A 17492-nucleotide genomic window follows, 5' to 3' on the forward strand; every position below is an offset into this window, starting at 1 on the left:
CGTCGTGAGCGGAGGTCTTCAGACCACCTGGTGCAGCCAGCGCACCGGTGCTCCCTCACCCGCGTACCGGAACGGTTCCAGTTCGTCGTCCCACGGCTTGCCCAGGAGCCGGGCCAGTTCCGCCTCCAGGTCGCTCTCGCCGCGCTGGGAGCGGATGAGGGCCGCGCGCAGCCGGTCCTCGGGGATCAGGATGTCGCCGTGGATGCCGGTGACCGCGTGGAAGATGCCCAGGTCGGGGGTACAGCTGTAGCGCTCGCCCTCGGCGGTCGGGCACGGTTCCGCGGTGACCTCGAAGCGCAGGAGCTGCCAGCCGCGCAGCGCGGAGGCGAGCTTGGAGGCGGTGCCGGCCTCGCCCTGCCAGGAGAACTCCGATCTCCAGGTGCCGGGGGCGGCGGGCTGCCGGATCCAGTCTAGGTTGACGCGGGTGCCCAGCACGCCCGCGACGGCCCACTCGACGTGCGGGCACAGTGCGCGGGGCGCGGAGTGCACGTACAGGACTCCACGTGTCGTCACCTGAACCTCCGGGCAGAGCGCCACATCTTGTAACTTTGCGGAACGGGTGTGGCAAGGGCGGCCACGGGGCGAGGCTACCGTGCGGCGGGCCGAGGAGTGTGACGTACCGTCGGTCCCGTTGCCCGTGAATGCCGAGGTTTCACCCAAGGGGACGCGGGCCTGACCCAGCGTGTTCGAAGCGCTGTCGAACGAGGGGACCAGGGATGCGGAAGCGAAGCCACCGCTTCAAGGCCGTCGCCGCGGTCGCGGCCGCGGTCGTCCTGGGGCTCGCCGGATGCGACGCCTCGGGTGGCGACGGGGGGCGGGGCACCGCGCCGTCGTCGCGGCCGTCCCCGAAACCGGTCTGGAACCGCTCCCCCGACTCGATCGCCGCGGTCGGCGACTCCATCACGCGCGGCTTCGACGCCTGCACCGTGCTGTCCGACTGCCCCCAGGTGTCATGGGCCACGGGCACCGACACCGGCGTCGACAGCCTGGCCGTACGGCTGCTCGGGGCGACCGGGGCGGCGGAGCACAGTTGGAACTACGCGGCGACCGGGGCGCGGATGGCCGACCTGGCCGGGCAGGTCGCGCAGGCGGTGCAGCGCAGGCCGGAACTGGTGACGGTGATGGTCGGGGCCAACGACGCCTGCCGCTCCTCCACCTCGGCGATGACTCCGGTCGACGACTTCCGCGAGCAGTTCGAGGACGCGATGGCCGTCCTGCGCCGGTCGCTGCCGAAGGCGCAGGTGTACGTCTCCAGCGTGCCGAACCTCATGCGGCTGTGGTCCGAGGGCCGCACCAGTGCGCTCGGCAAGCAGGTGTGGAAGCTGGGCATCTGCCCGTCGATGCTGGGCAACGCGGACGCGCTGGACGCCGCGTCCACCCAGCGGCGCGCCACCGTGCAGTCGCGGGTGGAGGAGTACAACCGGGTCCTGAAGGAGGTGTGCGCCAAGGACCGGCGGTGCCGCTTCGACGGCAACGCGGTCTTCGACTACCGCTTCGGGCCCGCGCAGTTGAGCCCCTGGGACTGGTTCCACCCGAGCAGGAACGGTCAGGCACGACTCGCCGAGATCGCCTACCGTGCCGTCACCGCCGAGGCTCCCGTGACCTAGGGTTTCCCACATGAGCGAACTTTTCGGCACACTTCCCGACGGCTCGGCGGTCCACCGCTGGACGCTGGAGCGGGGCGGGGTGCGGGTGCGCGTCCTGTCGTACGGCGGGGTCGTGCAGTCGGCGGAGGTCCCGGACCGGGACTGGGCCCGGGCGGACGTGGTGCTGGGCTTCCCGGATCTGGACGGCTATCTGCGCCACCCTGAGCCGTTCCTCGGGGCTCTGGTCGGGCGGTACGCCAACCGCATCGCGGGCGCCCGCTTCCCGCTCGACGGCCGGACCTACTCGCTGGAGCCGAACAACGGCCCCAACTCGCTGCACGGCGGGTCACGGGGCTTCGACAAGCGGGTCTGGGACGTGGAGCCGGTGGAGCACGGCGTCCGGCTGTCCCGGGTCAGCCCGCACGGCGAGGAGGGCTTCCCGGGGCGGCTCGAGGTCTCGGCGACGTACACCCTCGATGGGGACGGCGCGCTGCGGATCGTGTACGAGGCGGTCACGGACGCGCCGACCGTGGTGAACCTGACGAACCACTCGTACTGGAACCTGGCGGGTTCCGGGAACGCGGGCGGCCACGAGCTGAGCATCGCGGCCTCGCGGTACACCCCGGTGGACGCGGACCTGATCCCGACGGGAGCGCCGGAGACCGTCGAGGGCAGCCGTTTCGACTTCCGGGAGTCCCGGAAGGTGGGCTCCGGCTACGACCACAACTTCGTGCTCGACAAGGGTGTGACGCACACCCCGGTCGAGGTCGCCGAGCTGCACGACCCGGCGTCGGGGCGCCTGCTCACCGTGTCCACGACCGAGCCCGGCCTGCAGCTGTACACGGCGGACCACCTCGGCGCCCCGTTCGCCCCCGGCGACGGCATCGCACTGGAGACCCAGCACTTCCCGGACTCCCCGAACCGCCCGGACTTCCCGAGCACGCGGCTGCGGCCGGGCGAGGGGTACCGGTCGGAGACGGTGTACCGCTTCTCGGTGCGCTGAGGTCCGTCGAACGAGCGACGAGCCCCGGTCCGGCCGTCAGGTCCCGGACCGGGGCTGTTCGTAGGGGGACTCGGTCCCGCCTCAGACGTTAATCGTCGTCGTGACCCGGTGGTCGGCGATCGAGCGTCCGCCCTGGATTCCGTACGAACCCTTCACAAACGTCCACCCGGGGAGGCGGCGTACGTCCCCGGAGGCGCCCTCAGTGGTGGGTGATCTGCTCGTCCTCGGGGGCGTCCTCCGCCTCCCGCGCGTTCTCCTCACCCAGCAGGTCCCGGGCCAGCAGTGTGGCGCCCGCGACCGCGCCCGGCATCAGGAAGACGGCGACGAACGGGACGAGGAACGCCAGGCCGAGGGGTGTGCCGAAGCCCCAGACGAGCAGCTTGCGGGAGCGCAACAGTGTGAGGCGGTCGCGGAGTTCGACGCTGCGGCGCTGGAGCGCCACGGCGGTGAGTTCCTCGGTGAGGAAGAAGCCGGTGACGAAGAAGCCGATGACCGGGACGACGGTCTGGCCCACGAACGGCAGGAAGCCGAGGGCGAAGAGCAGGACGCCCCAGAGTGCGGCCCGTACGAGGACGCGGAGGCTGTCGCGGGCCGATATCCACATCTCCCGGTGCAGGGGCAGGTCCGACTCGGGCGCGGTGCCGTCCGGGGAGACGTCTCGGTCGACCTTCTCCGAGAGGTTCTCGTAGAAGGGCTGGCCTATGAGGAGGGTGACCGCGGTGAAGGTGAGGACGGCGAGGAGGAGGGCGAGGGCGAACAGCACGACGGTGAGGAAACCGCGGAAGAGCCCGAGCCAGGGGTCCGGCCAGCCGTCGGCGAAGGGGGTGGCCCAGGTGACGAGGTCGTCGCCCCACAGGGCGAGTGCGACGAGCGCCGCCGCGTACAGGACGAGGGCGATCAGGCCCGGAAGGATGCCGAAGCCGTACTGTTTGCCGTGGCGGGCCACCCAGCGTTGACCCTTGAGGAGATAGCCGAGTCCCGCGCCCAGATCATGCATGGGAAAACCCTATCGGCGATCAGCCTTTCGATTGTCATGGTGGCGTCACCGTCGCCCGTCATGCTCGTGCCGCCCTCGCGTGGAGGCGGCGATTCCCCGAGGCGGACGGCACGATGAAGGCCGCACCCCACGTCCAAGGGCACGGCCTTCGTCGTACGCAACGAACCCGGTCAGGCGGGCGTCACGGGTGAGGCGGGCGGTGTTCCGCCGGTCAGAGCGCGACGATCATCTTGCCGACGTTGTCGCCGCGCAGGACGCCGAAGAACGCCTCCAGGTTGTTCTCGATGCCCTCGACGACGGTCTCGCGGTACTTCAGCTCGCCGGAGCGGACCCAGGCGCCGACCTCCTCGACGAACTGCGGCTGCAGGTCGTAGTGGTCGCCGACCAGGAAGCCCTCGATCCGGCCGCGGGTCTGGATGAGGCGGGCGAGGTTCTTCGGACCGGGGGCGGGCTCGGTGTTGTTGTAGACGGAGATCATGCCGCATACGGCGATGCGCCCACCGCGGTTGAGGGAGCTGATGGCGGCCTCCAGGTGGTCGCCGCCTACGTTGTCGAAGTAGACGTCGATCCCGTCGGGGGCGGCGGCGCGGAGCTGCTCGCTCACGGGGCCGTTCTTGTAGTTGAAGGCGGCGTCGAAGCCGTACTCCTCCAGCAGCAGCTTGACCTTCTCGTCGGAGCCCGCGGAACCGATGACCCGGGAGGCGCCCTTGAGCTTGGCGATCTGGCCGACCTGGCTGCCGACGGCGCCCGCGGCACCGGAGACGAAGACGGAGTCGCCCTCCTTGAAGGCCGCGGTGCGCAGCAGGCCGGCGTAGGCGGTGAGGCCGGTCATGCCGAGGACGCCCAGGTACGTGGAGAGGGGCGCGGTCCCGGGGTCGACCTTGACGGCGTTCTTCGCGTCCACTGCCGCGTACTCGCGCCAGCCGAAGAAGTGCAGCACGTGGTCGCCGACGGCGAGGCCCTCGGCGTTGGAGGCCACGACCTCGCCGACCGCTCCGCCCTGCATGACCTTGCCGAGCTCGAAGGGGGCGACGTAGGACTTGGCGGCACTCATGCGGCCACGCATGTACGGGTCGACGGAGAGGTACTTGTTCCGCACCAGCACCTGACCCTCGCCCGGCGTCGGGGCCTCCGCGTCGACCAGGGCGAAGTCCTCGGGCTTCGGCCAGCCGACCGGTCGGCTGAGCAGGTGCCACTCGCGGTTGATCATGACTGTGCCTTTCGGGATTTACTTCAGTACCTAAAACAACCATGCTCCTGAATATTTCAGTCTGTCAAGTAACCGGGTATCCTGAAGCCCATGGCCACTCTCCGGAAAACCCCTCGCCCCGACGCCCTGACCCTGGAAGTCGTCGAACTCATCGGCGAGGTGGTGGCCCGCTTCTACGAGGACTACGAGACAGCGGCCGGCGAGCACGCGCTGACCGGCGCACAGGCACGCCTGCTCAGCCTTCTGTCGCTGGAGCCGCTGCCGATGCGCAAGCTGGCCCAGAAACTGAAGTGCGAGCCGTCGAACGTCACCGGCATCGTCGACCGCCTGGAGTCTCGCGGCCTGGTCGAACGCCGCCCGGACCCGGCGGACCGCCGGGTGAAGCTGGCCGCGGCGACGGACGACGGCCGCCGCGTCGCCCGCAGCCTGCGCGAGTCACTGCGCTTCGCGAAAGAGCCCCTGGCGGCGCTCACCGAGGACGAGCGCCATGTGATGCGGGGACTGTTGCAGCGGATGCTGACCTCGGGCACCACTCAGGGACACTGAGAACGGGTGGTACCGCAGGCCCTGTCGGCCTCGCGCGCCACCGGGGCGGAAACGGACGAGCGGTCCGGTGCACGGAGTGCCCCGGACCGCCCGGACTGGCAACGTCCCTTACGGATCAGGTCCTCTTGCGGGCCGTCATGATCCGCTGGACCAGGATGAACACGCACAGCAGCACACCGGTGGCGATCTTCGTCCACCAGGAGCTCAGCGTGCCCTCGAACTGGATGATGCTCTTGATCAGGCCCAGCACCAGCACACCGAACAGGGTTCCCAGCACGTAGCCGGAGCCACCCGTCAGCAGCGTGCCGCCGATCACGACCGCGGCGATCGCGTCGAGTTCCATGCCGGTGGCGTGCAACGGGTCACCGGACTGGATGTACAGGGTGAACAGGAGACCGGCGAGCGCAGAGCAGAAGCCGCTCACCGTGTACACGGCGATCTTCGTACCGCCCTGCGGGAGACCCATCAGCATGGCCGAGTGCTCGTTGCCGCCGATGGCGTACACCCGGCGCCCGAAGCGCGTGTAGTGCAGGACGTAGAACGCCACGGCGAGGACGACCAGCGCGACGATCGCACCGATCGACAGGAAGCCCACCCCCAGCGACACCTGCGCATCGGCCATGCTGCTCACCGAGGCGTCGCTGATGGAGATCGACTCCTTGCTGATGACCAGGCACAGGCCGCGGAAGAGGAAGAGCCCGGCGAGGGTCACGATGAAGGGCTGGATCTCGAAGTTCTGGATCACGTAGCCCATCAGGAACCCACCGAAGGCGCCCACGCCCAGCGCCATGGGGATCACGAGCGGCAGCGGCACCCCCTGGCGCTCCACCAGCCAGGCCGTGAACATCGTCGTGAAGCCCATCATCGAGCCGACGGACAGGTCGATGCCGCCGGAGAGGATGACGAAGGTGGCGCCGACGGCCGCGACCAGCAGATAGCCGTTGTCGATGAACAGGTTCAGGAAGACCTGCGGTTCGGCGAACCCGTAGTACTGGTAGCGGCTCAGGCCGACGCCGTACATCACGAGGAAGAGCAGTGCCGTCGCCGCTACGGGCAGGCGCTGGTCACCGAGCAGGCGCCGGGCCTTGGACGGAGCACGGCTGTCCGGCGCCGTGGGGCTCTGGGTGGTCGCGCTCATCACGACACCTCCATCTTGGGAGCGGCGTCGGCCGCCGCGGCGGTGTCCGCCGGGGCCGCGGCCGGCGTGGCGCTCCCCTTCCCGCCGAACCTGGCACCGAACAGCCTGGCGCGGAACTTCGGGGACTGCAGCAGGCAGACGACGATGACGACGGCGGCCTTGAAGACCAGGTTGGTCTGGGTCGGCACACCGATGGTGTAGATCGTGGTGGTCAGGGTCTGGATGACCAGGGCGCCGACCACCGTGCCGCCGACGGAGAACCGGCCGCCCAGGAGCGAGGTGCCGCCGATCACCACGGCGAGGATCGCGTCGAGTTCGATCCACAGGCCGGCGTTGTTGCCGTCCGCGGCCGAGGTGTTGGAGCTGATCATCAGGCCCGCGATGCCGGCGCACAGCGCACAGAACACGTACACCATGATCTTGATGCGCCGGGACCTGATGCCCACCAGGCGGCTGGCCTCGGCGTTGCCGCCGACCGACTCGACGAGCAGACCGAGTGCCGTGCGGCGGGTCAGCGCGACGGTGACGGCCACGACCACGGCCACCACGAAGATGGAGAACGGCAGCGTCAGCCAGTAGCCGCCGCCGATCAGCTTGTACGGGTCGCTGTTCACGGTGATGATCTGGCCGCCGCTGATCAGCTGGGCGACACCGCGACCGGCGACCATGATGATCAGCGTGGCGATGATCGGCTGGATGCCCATCCTGGCTACCAGGAAGCCGTTCCACAGACCGCAGACGACCGCGGCCAGCAGGCCCAGACCCATGGCGAGCAGCACCCCGGACAGGGCGTTCTGGTCGGCCTGGTGGCTGATGTACGAGCAGGCCAGCGCTCCGGTGATGGCGACCACCGCGCCGACGGAGAGGTCGATGCCTCCGGTCGCGATGACCAGGGTCATACCGACCGCCACCAGGATCAGGGGCGATCCGAACAGCACGATCGAGACGAGGCTGCCGTACAGGTGGCCGCCCGACATCCGGACGGAGAAGAAGTCGGGCGTAAAGGGAACGTTGACGAGCAACAGGAGGACTAGGACCGCCACCGGCCAGAAAAGGTGGTGTTGGGTCAGCGCTCGCCATCGGGAAGAGGTGGTCACTGGTGCTCTCCGCTCGCGATGGTCTCCAGGATCCGGCTGGTCGTGATCTCGGGCCCGTTGGCGATCTGCGCCACCAGCCGGCGGTCGCGCAGCACTCCGATGGTGTGACTGAGCCGGAGTACCTCCTCCAGCTCGCCCGCGATGTACAGGACGGACATGCCGTCCTCTGAGAGTGAGACCACGAGCTTCTGGATCTCAGCCTTCGCGCCGATGTCGATGCCGCGCGTCGGCTCGTCCAGGATCAGCAGCTTCGGCTGGGTGATCAGCCAGCGGGCCAGCAGCACCTTCTGCTGGTTGCCGCCGCTGAGTTGTCCGACCCGGGCCTCGGGATTGGCGGGGCGGATGTCCAGCGCCTTGATGTACTTGGCGACGAGTTCGTCGCGCTGCGAGACCGGGATGGGCCGGGTCCAGCCGCGCGCGGCCTGCAGTGCCAGGATGATGTTCTCCCGCACCGTCAGATCGGGCACCAGGCCCTCGGTCTTGCGGTTCTCGGAACAGAACGCGACGCCGGCGCCGATCGCGTCGTTGGGAGCGCTCATCGACACCTGCTTGCCGCCGATGGACACCTTGCCGCTGTCCGGCTGGTCGGCGCCGAAGAGCAACCGGGCGAGTTCGGTCCGTCCCGATCCGAGCAGGCCGGCGAGCCCGACCACTTCGCCCTTCTTGATCTCCAGGTCGAAGGGCGCGATGCCGCCGGTCCTGCCGAGGCCGTCCGCCTGGAGCAGCGTCTCGCCGAGGTCGGAGTGCAGCTGCTGGTCGTGGAGCTCCTCCAGCTGGTCCAGTGCCTTGCCGAGCATGAGCTGGACGAGGCCGACCTGATCGAGGTCGCGCACCATGTGCTCACCGACGAGGGTGCCGTTGCGCAGCACGGTCATCCGGTCGCAGACCTCGTAGATCTGGTCGAGGAAGTGCGAGACGAACAGGATCGCGACGCCCTCGCCCTTCAGCCGCCGCATGAGGGCGAACAGTTCGAGGACCTCGTCCCGGTCGAGGCTGGAGGTCGGCTCGTCGAGGATCAGCACCTTGGTGCCCGGGCCCTCGTCGCCGCTGCCGCCGGTGCCCACCGACCGCACGATCGCGACCAGTTGCTGCACCGCCAGCGGGTACGAGGACAGGGGAGCGGTGACGTCGATGTCGAGGCCGAGCCGGTCGACGAGCTCTGCCGCCTCCTTGCGCAGCCGCTTCCACTGGATGCGGCCCATACGGGTCGGTTCGCGCCCGATGAAGATGTTCTCCGCCACCGACAGGTTCGGGCAGAGGTTGACCTCCTGGTAGACCGTGCTGATGCCGGCCTGCTGTGCCTGCAGCGGGCTGCCGAACCGCACGGACTTCCCGTCCAGCGTGACCGTGCCGCCGTCCAGGGAGTAGACCCCCGTCAGCACCTTGATGAGGGTGGACTTGCCCGCGCCGTTCTCGCCGATCAGGGCGTGGATCTCGCCGGGGAAGAGCCGGAAGTCGACGTCCGACAGAGCCCGTACCCCCGGGAACTCTTTGACAATGCCCGTCATTTCCAGGACGGGCCGCGGCTCTGCCATGGCAGCGCTCCTCATTGAGACTGGTTCAGGCCCGCAGGGAGCCCCGTGACCGAGTGCTCGGCCGGACGGAGGCTCCCTGCCGGTGGGCGCGGTCGGTCAGTACTTGCGGTTCGGGAGCGCGGCTGCGGCCTGGTCCTGCATGTAGTCGCCCTCCTTGGTCTTGATCCAGCGCTCGACCTTCTGGCCGTCGTGAACCTGCTTCACGACCTCCATGAGCTGGGGGCCGAGCAGCGGGTTGCACTCGACGATGGCGTTGATCTTGCCCTGGGACATGGCCACGAAGCCGTCGTGGACGCCGTCGATCGAGACGATCAGGATGTCCTTGCCGGGCTTCTTGCCCGCCGCCTCGATGGACTGGATGGCGCCGAGGGCCATGTCGTCGTTGTGCGCGAAGAGCACGTTGACATCCGGGTTGGACTGCAGGAAGGCCGCCATGACCTGCTTGCCGCCGGCGCGGGTGAAGTCACCGGTCTGGCTGACGACGATCTTCCAGTCGTCCTTGTGCTGCGCGTCCATGACCTCCTTGAAGCCCTTGGCGCGCTCGATCGCCGGGGCGGCGCCGGTGGTGCCCTCCAGCTGGGCGATCTTCACCGCACCCTTGTGGCCGGCCTTCTGAAGGACCTTCTCCAGGATCCTCGCGGCGCGGCGGCCCTCGTCGGTGAAGTCGGAGCCGACCAGGGTCACGTACAAGGAGTCGTCGGAGGTCTCCACCGAGCGGTCGGTGAGGACCACGGGGATCTTCGCGGCCTTGGCCTCCTTGAGCACCGCGTCCCAGCCGGTGACGACCACCGGCGAGAAGGCGATGACGTCCACCTTCTGCGCGATGTAGCTGCGGATGGCGGAGATCTGGTTCTCCTGCTTCTGCTGGGCGTCGGAGAACTTGAGGTTGTAACCCGCCGCCTTGGCCGCGTCCTTCACCGAGGTGGTGTTGGCGCTGCGCCAGCCGCTTTCGGAACCGACCTGGGAGAAGCCGAGGGTGATCGTCTTTTTGCCGCCCCCGGAGGAACCGGAGGAGCTGTCGTCCGTCTTGGCGCAGGCCGCCAGGCCGCCCGCGGCCGCCACGCCGACCGCCGCCGTGAGGAAGTTCCTTCTGTTGAGCATGTTCTTCTCCTTTGAAGAGCCGACCCGGGAGATTGGACCCGCTGGTGCTGGAGGGAGTCGGCCGCGGCGCGTCCAACCTGTCGATCATTGTTCGAGATATCGACCACGTTTCTGCGTACAGAGCGGCCGATCGGTTGGTCAGTGGTGTACGCCCTCCGTTTGAGCGGCGTACGGGAAAGTGCTGGCGCGGACGACGAGTTGGGGTTCGATCGTGATCCGGGCCGTGGTGGCGGGTGGCCGGCCCTCGATCAACTCCAGGAGCAGCGCGATGCCTCGCCTGCCCACTGTCGAGAAGTCCTGCCGAACGGTGGTGAGAGGAGGAGCATAGAACTCCGACTCCGGGATGTCGTCGAAACCGACCACCGCGACGTCCTGGGGCGTTCGGACCCCCGCCTCACGCAGGGCCCGCAACACCCCCAGTGCCATCTGGTCGTTGGCCACGAAGACGGCGGTCAGCCCCCGGCGCACCCAGCCGGCCAGTTCCTGGCCTGCGCGGTAACCCGACAGCGGACTCCAGTCCCCGCGCAGCAGCATGGGCGGCTCGACGCCGGCCGCTTCGAGCGTCGCCCGCCAGCCGGCGGCCCGATCGGCCGCCTCCTGCCAGTCCTCGGGCCCGGCGAGGTGCCAGACCGTGCGGTGGCCGGCGGCCAGCAGATGACTGGTGGCCAGCGTCGCTCCCAGGTGCTGGTCCACACTGACGCCCGGGATGTCGACGCCCGGCGCGCTGCCCACGACCACCACCGGGAAGGGGTAACGGAGTTCGGCGAGAGCGTCCACCGCCGACCGCTGCGGAGCGATGGTGACCACTCCTTCCACTCCGCCCTCGCTGAGGTGGTCCATGGCTTCGGCGAGCGTCTCCATGGTCAGCTTGCGCAGGCTGACCGTCGAGACGAGATACCCCTCGGCGCGCGCCGCCTCCTCGAGTGCGAACAGCGTACTGGCCGGTCCGTAGAGGGTGGTGTCGGAGGCGACCACACCCAGCGTCCGGGTGCGCCGAGTCACCAGAGCCCGCGCGGAGGAGTTGCGGCGATAGCCCATCTCCTCGATCGCGCGCAGCACCCTGGCCCGTGTCGCGTCCCGCACGTTGGGGTGGTCCCCCAGCACACGGGACACGGTCTGGTGGGACACACCGGCCACACGCGCCACGTCCGCCATGGTGGGCGGTCGAACCTCACTGCTTGTCACGACCACACCTCCCCTGACGCCCGTCTGCCGGTAAGTCCTGCGCTGTGGGCGGTCGTCGCCGTACCGCGGGCTTCACTCCATGGTTCCGGAAAGCCCGACGGCGCTGACCGGAAGGGCGAGTCGGGGCACACTGTGGACACGGTGCTCGGACCCCCCGTCCTGCGTCGACCGCTGACTGGTGAATGCGGGGGCTATTGTGAGCGCTAACAATTCACGGCGGTCAAGAGGGATGCATCAGATCGTCGTTCACGGTTGAATAACGCACCGGGCGGCGGCGCATCCACCCTGGTCCGAGGCCCGGGGCAACCGCGGGCACCGATGCGGAGCGGCGACTCGGCGCCGCCGCAGCGACAGGAACACGCCGCAGCGAGCCCCACCAGGGACGTTCGAGGCGCGAGTGCGTCAGGCAAGCCGTGTCCCGGACATCGGCGTCCAGCCGTCGCCCTACGTGCACCACCACAGGAAGCGCGTGCACGTCCGGGACGGCGAGGGATCCGGGTTCGACGTCGTGGGTGCCGCCGTCGGCCTGCTCGTCCCGGCGGGGCGCGTCGCCGTCGGACCCTGGGTCGGCGTGACCGGTGAAGCACCCGCGGTCGCCGGCCGGGTGGCCTTGCCGTCGGCGCTCGTGGACGCCGAGGGCGAAGCGGACTTGGAGGCCGATGCGGACGCCGAGGGGTCCGGGGACGTCGAGCCGGCGCCCTTGCTCGTCGGGCCGTCCAGGGGCCGTGCGGGCCGTGCCGTCTTGTGCGCCTCCGACGACGTACCGCCCTCGGCGTTCGTACCCCCCGCCGCCGGGGGCCTGGAGTTGGCGAAGGGCGCGTCGACGCCGAGTTCCGCGAGGCTCAGGCCGCCCGCCGCGAGGACGAAGCCTGCGGTGATCAGGAGGGTGCGCCGGCGGCGCCGGCGGTGGGCCGCGGCCTTGCGGTCACGACGACTTGCACTGCCACCGCCGACCGGTCCGGTCGTCTCCTCATCGGCTTCCCGTCCAGGTCCCCGCCGGCGCCCCTGCGCCTGGCGCCTGGCCGCCCGCCCCTGCGGCACACCTCCGTCGCCGTGACCGTGCGTGTGCTGGTCCGGGCTGCCGTAGTCCTCGGTGCCGTAGTCCTCGGTGCCGTACGGCTCGACGGCGGCGTCCGGCTGCGGAGACACGTCCGCTTCCTCCGCATACGCGCGGAGTTCTTCGACTACTGTGCCGCACCCCGGGCATGCGAGGGCGCCATTGAGGTGCCGTCGGCACGGGTGGCAGAAGTCCATGACGCGGGAAGACTAGGTCCCCCCTTGGTGACGTTCCTAGGAGTGCCTGTGAAAGTTGTGTGGGAAACACGCCGTTCCGGCACGGCGACTTGATACGGGCACCCCACATTCCGCGCCATCTCGCGGCATCCCTCCGGCAACCCCGGCATCCCCGGCCCATCCCCCGATGCCACCACATAACAGGCTCGGGAAAGTATCGAAACCGTTACTCGTTCGCCCCATTGACACTCCCGCCACGCCAAACTTACTGTCTGGCCAGCATTTCGAACGAGAGCCGAAATCTCGAACAGCTGAAAGGCGACTTCCGTGCGCATCACCGGAATCAGCACACACGTGGTCGGGACCCCCTGGCGGAATCTGACGTACGTCCAGGTGCATACCGACGAGGGCATCACGGGCGTTGGCGAGACCCGCATGCTGGGCCACACCGACGCGCTGATCGGCTACCTGCGAGAGGCCGAGGTCAATCACATTCTCGGCTCGGACCCGTTCGCTGTCGAGGACCTGGTCCGCCGTATGAAGTACGGCGACTACGGGCGCGCGGGTGAGATCGTGATGTCCGGCATCGCCGTGGTCGAGATGGCCTGCTGGGACATCAAGGGCAAGGCCCTGGGCGTGCCCGTCTGGCAGCTGCTCGGCGGCAAGGTCACCGACAAGGTCAAGGCTTACGCGAACGGGTGGTACACCACCGAGCGGACGCCGGAGGCCTATCACAAGGCCGCCCAGGGGGTCATGGAGCGCGGGTACCGGGCCCTCAAGATCGACCCCTTCGGTACCGGCCACTTCGAGCTCGACCACGAGCAGACCATGTACGCGGTCTCCCTCATCGAGGCTGTGCGCGACGCCATCGGGCCGGACGCCGAGCTGATGCTGGAGATGCACGGCCGCTTCTCCCCCGCGACCGCCGTGCGGCTCGCCAAGGAGCTGGCGCCGTTCAAGCCCGCCTGGCTGGAGGAGCCGGTTCCGCCGGAGAACCTCAAGGCACTCGAGAAGGTCGCCGCCAAGGTCGACATGCCGGTCGCCACGGGCGAGCGCATCCACGACCGCATCGAGTTCCGCGAGCTGTTCGACAGCCAGGCCGTGGACATCATCCAGCCCGATCTCGGCCACATCGGCGGCATCTGGGAGACGCGGAAGCTGGCCGCGACCGCCGAGACGCACTACATGCTGGTGGCGCCGCACAACGTGGGCGGCTCGGTACTCACCGCCGCCTCCCTCCAAGTCGGTTTCACCACACCGAACTTCAAGATCCTCGAGCACTTCAACGACTTCGCGGACGCGGAGATCAAGAAGGTGGTCAAGGGTGCCCCGCAGGTGAACCCGGAGGACGGCTGCTTCCACCTCTCCGACGCCCCGGGCCTCGGCGTGGAACTGGACACCGACGCGGCGGCCGAGTTCCCGCAGCAGCGGGCCCACTTCGACCTGTGGGCCGAAGGCTGGGAAAGGCGCAACCCGAAGGACGGGCAGTGACCACCGCCGTAGTCGTGGAGGCGCCCGGCGCTTACCGGCTCGAGGAGCACACACCGCGCGAGCCCGGTCCGGGCGAGGCGCTGGTGCGGGTCCACGCCGTCGGTATTTGCGGCAGCGACCGCGAGGTCTACCAGGGCAACCGGCCCGAGGGCTACGTGCGCTACCCGCTCACTCCCGGCCACGAGTGGTCCGGCACGGTGGAGGCGGTCGGCGCCGGGGTGCCCGAGTCGCTGGTCGGCCGCAAGGCCGTCGGGGAGGGCTTCCGCAACTGCCAGGTCTGCGACCGCTGCCACGCCGGCGAGACGACGCTGTGCACCTCTGGGTACGAGGAGACGGGCTTCACCCAGCCCGGCGCGATGGCCACCACCCTCACGCTCCCGGCCCGCCTGCTGCACATCCTGCCGGACGACGCCGATCTCACGGCGGCGGCCCTGCTGGAGCCGGCCGCCTGCATCGCGGCCGCCGCGCTGAAGGGGAACGCACAGCCGGGCGAGCGGGTCGCGGTCGTCGGCACGGGCACGCTCGGCATGTTCGCCGTGCAGTTCCTGAAGGCGGTCTCGCCGTCGGAGCTGCTGGTGGTGGGCACCAGGAACGACCGCGAGGCGCTGTCGCGGCAGTTCGGCGCGACCGACTTCCGCACCAAGGACCAGGAGCTCCCCGACGACTTCGACGTCGTCATCGAGACCGCCGGGTCCGCCTCCGCCGCGCGCACCTCCGCCTCGCTGCTGCGGCGCGGCGGGCGGCTCGTCCTGACGGGCATCCCGGCGCCGGGCGCCGAGGGCCTGGACCCGACCGACCTCGTCGTACGGCAGCTGGAGGTGCACACCGTCTTCGGTGCGCCGCCGGACGCCTGGGCGCACGCGGTGCGGGTCTTCGGCGCGGGGCTGCTCGATCCGCTGCGGCTGGTCACGCACGAGCTGCCGCTCACCGGGTTCCCGCAGGCCATCGAGCTGGTGGGGTCCGGCGACCCGAAGGTCGGCAAGGTCCTGCTACGACCGTGACACCCCCCTAGAGCCGTACGCCGGTACGGAGTTACCTGACGAGCTCCGTACCGGCGTACCACCAGCCCACACGCACCCCGAGCCGCGAACTTCGTCCGAAATACCGAACATAAAGGACTCCTCGTGACCACCGACTCCGCTACGGCAGCCCGCAGGCCCGGTGAGCAGGCGCTCGCCGCGCTCGGCCTGGGCGCCCCCGCCCCCTCCCCCGCCGACGCCTCGCCGCACACCTTCCCCGGAGGCGGCCGCTGGCGCACCGAGATCCCCTCGTGCGAGGGACCCGAGGCGCTCGCGGTGGTCCTCAAGGAGTCCTCCCGGCTCGATGTGCCGATCCACCGCATCAGCCAGGGCAGCGGCGTCTGGATGCTGACCGACGCCGAGATCACCGAAATGGTCGAGGCCACGGCCGAACGTGACATCGAGCTGTGCCTGTTCACGGGGCCGCGCGGCACCTGGGACATCGGCGGCTCGGTCCGCACCGACTCGCGCGGCGCGGGTCTGCGGGCGCGCGGCCACGACGCGGTCGCAGGCTGTGTCGAGGACGCCGTCCGGGCGACGGAGCTGGGCGTGAAGTGCCTGCTCGTCGCCGACGAGGGCGTGCTGTGGACACTGCACCGGGCTCGCGAGAAGGGCATCATCCCGGCCGACACCACGCTGAAGGTCTCGGCGCTGATCGGCCCGGTCAACCCGGCCGCGTACGCCGTGTACGAGCGCCTGGGCGCGGACTCGGTCAACGTGCCCAGCGACCTGACGCTCGATCACCTCACCGAGATCCGGCGGGTCTCCGCGGCCCCCATGGACATGTACATCGAAGCCCCCGACGATCTCGGCGGCTATGTGCGCATGTACGAGGTCGCCGAGCTGATCCGGCGCGGCGCGCCGCTGTACCTCAAGTTCGGCCTGTCCAAGGCGCCCGGAATCTACCCGTACGGCAACCATATGCGGGAGCTGACCCTGGCCACCGCCAAGGAACGCGTGCGGCGCGGCCGGCTCGCCCTGGACCTGCTCGCACGGCACGGGGCGGACGGCGACATGGCGCCGCTCGGCTCCCGGCTGCCGGGCTCGCTCAACCGGTTCGACCTTCCGTCATAACGTTCCGGAAACTCGGCTTCACACCGGCCGACAACCCCGCGCAGAATCCCACACACCTGCTCTCGGTCGACACCCCGCACGGCATCCGAATGACCGAACACCTCCCGCACAGCAAGGACTGATCATCATGCGCACTCGCAGAGCCGCTCTCACCGCGATAGCCGGAGCCGCCTCCCTCGCTCTCACCCTGACCGCCTGCGGCCAGAGCGGCGCGGGCGGCAGCAAGGAGAAGGCGGGCAGCGCCAAGGGCGGCACCATCGGCATCGCCATGCCGACCAAGTCCTCCGAGCGCTGGATCAACGACGGCAACAACGTCGTCAAGAACCTCCAGGCCGCGGGTTACAAGACCAAGCTGGTCTACGGCGAGGACGACCCCGACACCCAGGTCTCGCAGATCGAGAACCTGATCACCCAGGGCGTCAAGGGCCTGATCATCGCGGCCATCGACAACAAGTCCCTGAACAACGTCCTCCAGCAGGCCGCCCAGGCGAAGATCCCGGTCATCGCCTACGACCGCCTGATCCTCGGCACGAAGAACGTCGACTACTACGCCTCGTTCGACAACGAGAAGGTCGGCGTGCTGCAGGGCACGTACATCGTGCAGAAGCTCGGTCTGGACAAGGGCAAGAAGGGCCCGTTCAACATCGAGCTGTTCGCCGGCTCCAATGACGACAACAACACCAAGTACTTCTTCAACGGCGCGATGAGCGTGCTGCAGCCGTACATCGACAAGAAGGAGCTGGTCGTCAAGTCCGGCCAGACCCAGCTCAACCAGGTCACCACCCTGCGCTGGGACGGCACCACCGCGCAGAAGCGCATGGAGGACGTCCTCACCTCCGCCTACAAGAGCGGCAAGGTCGACGCGGTGCTCTCGCCCTACGACGGCATCTCCATCGGCATCCTGTCCGCGCTGAAGTCGGACGGCTACGGCTCGGCGAGCAAGCCGCTGCCGGTCATCACCGGCCAGGACGCCGAGCTCGCCTCGGTGAAGTCGATCATCGCCGGTCAGCAGACGCAGACCGTCTACAAGGACACCCGCCAGCTCGCCAAGGTCGCCGCGACCATGGTCGACGACGCCCTCAACGGCAAGACACCGCAGGTCAACGACACCAAGACCTACAACAACGGCACGAAGGTGGTCCCGGCCTACCTGCTGCAGCCGGTGAGCGTCGACAAGTCGAACTACGAGGACGTGCTGGTCAAGGGCGGCTACTACACCGACGCCCAGCTCAAGTAACCGGCGCCCCCCTTCACCGACCGCACACGACTGGAAGGCA

16 protein-coding genes are annotated in these 17492 nt (G+C 69.2%); 7 read left to right on the forward strand and 9 right to left on the reverse strand.

Going from position 1 to position 17492, the window contains the following annotated elements; translation table 11 throughout:
* Positions 1-18: 18 nt before the first annotated feature.
* Positions 19-513, reverse strand: coding sequence for a DUF3145 domain-containing protein (locus tag N8I84_RS13265; RefSeq protein WP_263229724.1), 495 nt, complete (start codon positions 511-513; stop codon positions 19-21).
* A 203-nt stretch (positions 514-716) separates the two neighbouring features.
* Here N8I84_RS13265 and N8I84_RS13270 point away from each other — a divergent pair, with 203 nt between their 5' ends.
* Together N8I84_RS13270 and N8I84_RS13275 are read left to right on the forward strand one after the other, a co-directional pair.
* Positions 717-1607: an SGNH/GDSL hydrolase family protein gene (locus tag N8I84_RS13270; RefSeq protein ID WP_263229725.1), complete on the forward strand. Its 891-nt coding sequence runs from the start codon at positions 717-719 to the stop codon at positions 1605-1607.
* 10 nt (positions 1608-1617) lie between these two features.
* Positions 1618-2589, forward strand: coding sequence for an aldose epimerase family protein (locus N8I84_RS13275; RefSeq protein WP_263229726.1), 972 nt, complete (start codon positions 1618-1620; stop codon positions 2587-2589).
* A gap of 199 nt (positions 2590-2788) precedes the next feature.
* Here N8I84_RS13275 and N8I84_RS13280 read toward each other — a convergent pair whose 3' ends face one another.
* Positions 2789-3586 carry an EI24 domain-containing protein gene (locus N8I84_RS13280; protein WP_263229727.1) on the reverse strand — a complete coding sequence of 266 codons (798 nt, stop codon included), beginning with the start codon at positions 3584-3586 and terminating at the stop codon, positions 2789-2791.
* Positions 3587-3797: 211 nt separating this feature from the next.
* The gene (locus tag N8I84_RS13285) at positions 3798-4796 is read right to left on the reverse strand and encodes an NADP-dependent oxidoreductase (protein WP_263229728.1); all 999 of its coding nucleotides are present in this window, start codon (positions 4794-4796) and stop codon (positions 3798-3800) included.
* Between the two features lie 90 nt (positions 4797-4886).
* On the opposite strand from N8I84_RS13285, the gene N8I84_RS13290 reads away from it, so the two are divergent.
* Positions 4887-5342 (forward strand): MarR family winged helix-turn-helix transcriptional regulator, encoded by a 456-nt coding sequence (locus N8I84_RS13290; RefSeq protein ID WP_263229729.1) that lies wholly within the window; start codon positions 4887-4889, stop codon positions 5340-5342.
* A gap of 115 nt (positions 5343-5457) precedes the next feature.
* Here N8I84_RS13290 and yjfF read toward each other — a convergent pair whose 3' ends face one another.
* The 6 genes from yjfF to N8I84_RS13320 all read right to left on the reverse strand — a co-directional run bounded on the left by yjfF (position 5458) and on the right by N8I84_RS13320 (position 12652).
* Entirely contained in the window at positions 5458-6480 is a 1023-nt protein-coding gene (gene yjfF, locus N8I84_RS13295) for a galactofuranose ABC transporter, permease protein YjfF (RefSeq protein WP_263229730.1), read from the reverse strand.
* Positions 6480-7577 carry an ABC transporter permease gene (locus tag N8I84_RS13300; RefSeq protein ID WP_263229731.1) on the reverse strand — a complete coding sequence of 366 codons (1098 nt, stop codon included), beginning with the start codon at positions 7575-7577 and terminating at the stop codon, positions 6480-6482. The genes yjfF and N8I84_RS13300 overlap by 1 nt, the downstream gene beginning before the upstream one ends.
* Positions 7574-9112, reverse strand: coding sequence for a sugar ABC transporter ATP-binding protein (locus N8I84_RS13305; protein WP_263229732.1), 1539 nt, complete (start codon positions 9110-9112; stop codon positions 7574-7576). The genes N8I84_RS13300 and N8I84_RS13305 overlap by 4 nt, the downstream gene beginning before the upstream one ends.
* A 96-nt stretch (positions 9113-9208) precedes the next feature.
* Positions 9209-10213 (reverse strand): ABC transporter substrate-binding protein, encoded by a 1005-nt coding sequence (locus N8I84_RS13310; protein ID WP_263229733.1) that lies wholly within the window; start codon positions 10211-10213, stop codon positions 9209-9211.
* 138 nt (positions 10214-10351) lie between these two features.
* A complete protein-coding gene (locus tag N8I84_RS13315) occupies positions 10352-11368 on the reverse strand; it encodes a LacI family DNA-binding transcriptional regulator (protein WP_390899029.1) in 1017 nt (338 codons plus the stop codon).
* Positions 11369-11842: 474 nt separating this feature from the next.
* Positions 11843-12652 (reverse strand): SCO2400 family protein, encoded by an 810-nt coding sequence (locus N8I84_RS13320; protein WP_449334040.1) that lies wholly within the window; start codon positions 12650-12652, stop codon positions 11843-11845.
* 306 nt (positions 12653-12958) lie between these two features.
* Between N8I84_RS13320 and N8I84_RS13325 the strand changes: the two genes are divergently transcribed.
* From N8I84_RS13325 to chvE, 4 genes are all read left to right on the forward strand, one after another.
* Entirely contained in the window at positions 12959-14122 is a 1164-nt protein-coding gene (locus N8I84_RS13325; protein WP_263229736.1) for a mandelate racemase/muconate lactonizing enzyme family protein, read from the forward strand.
* On the forward strand, positions 14119-15123 hold the full coding sequence (locus tag N8I84_RS13330; protein ID WP_263229737.1) for a zinc-dependent alcohol dehydrogenase: 1005 nt from the start codon (positions 14119-14121) through the stop codon (positions 15121-15123). Before N8I84_RS13325 ends, N8I84_RS13330 begins: the two co-directional genes overlap by 4 nt.
* Positions 15124-15246: 123 nt before the next feature.
* On the forward strand, positions 15247-16215 hold the full coding sequence (locus N8I84_RS13335) for a hypothetical protein (RefSeq protein WP_263229738.1): 969 nt from the start codon (positions 15247-15249) through the stop codon (positions 16213-16215).
* A 127-nt stretch (positions 16216-16342) separates the two neighbouring features.
* Complete coding sequence (gene chvE, locus N8I84_RS13340; protein WP_263229739.1) at positions 16343-17452, forward strand: multiple monosaccharide ABC transporter substrate-binding protein; 1110 nt, start codon at positions 16343-16345, stop codon at positions 17450-17452.
* The last annotated feature ends 40 nt before the right edge of the window (positions 17453-17492 follow it).

This window comes from Streptomyces cynarae (assembly GCF_025642135.1).
GTDB lineage: Bacteria > Actinomycetota > Actinomycetes > Streptomycetales > Streptomycetaceae > Streptomyces > Streptomyces cynarae.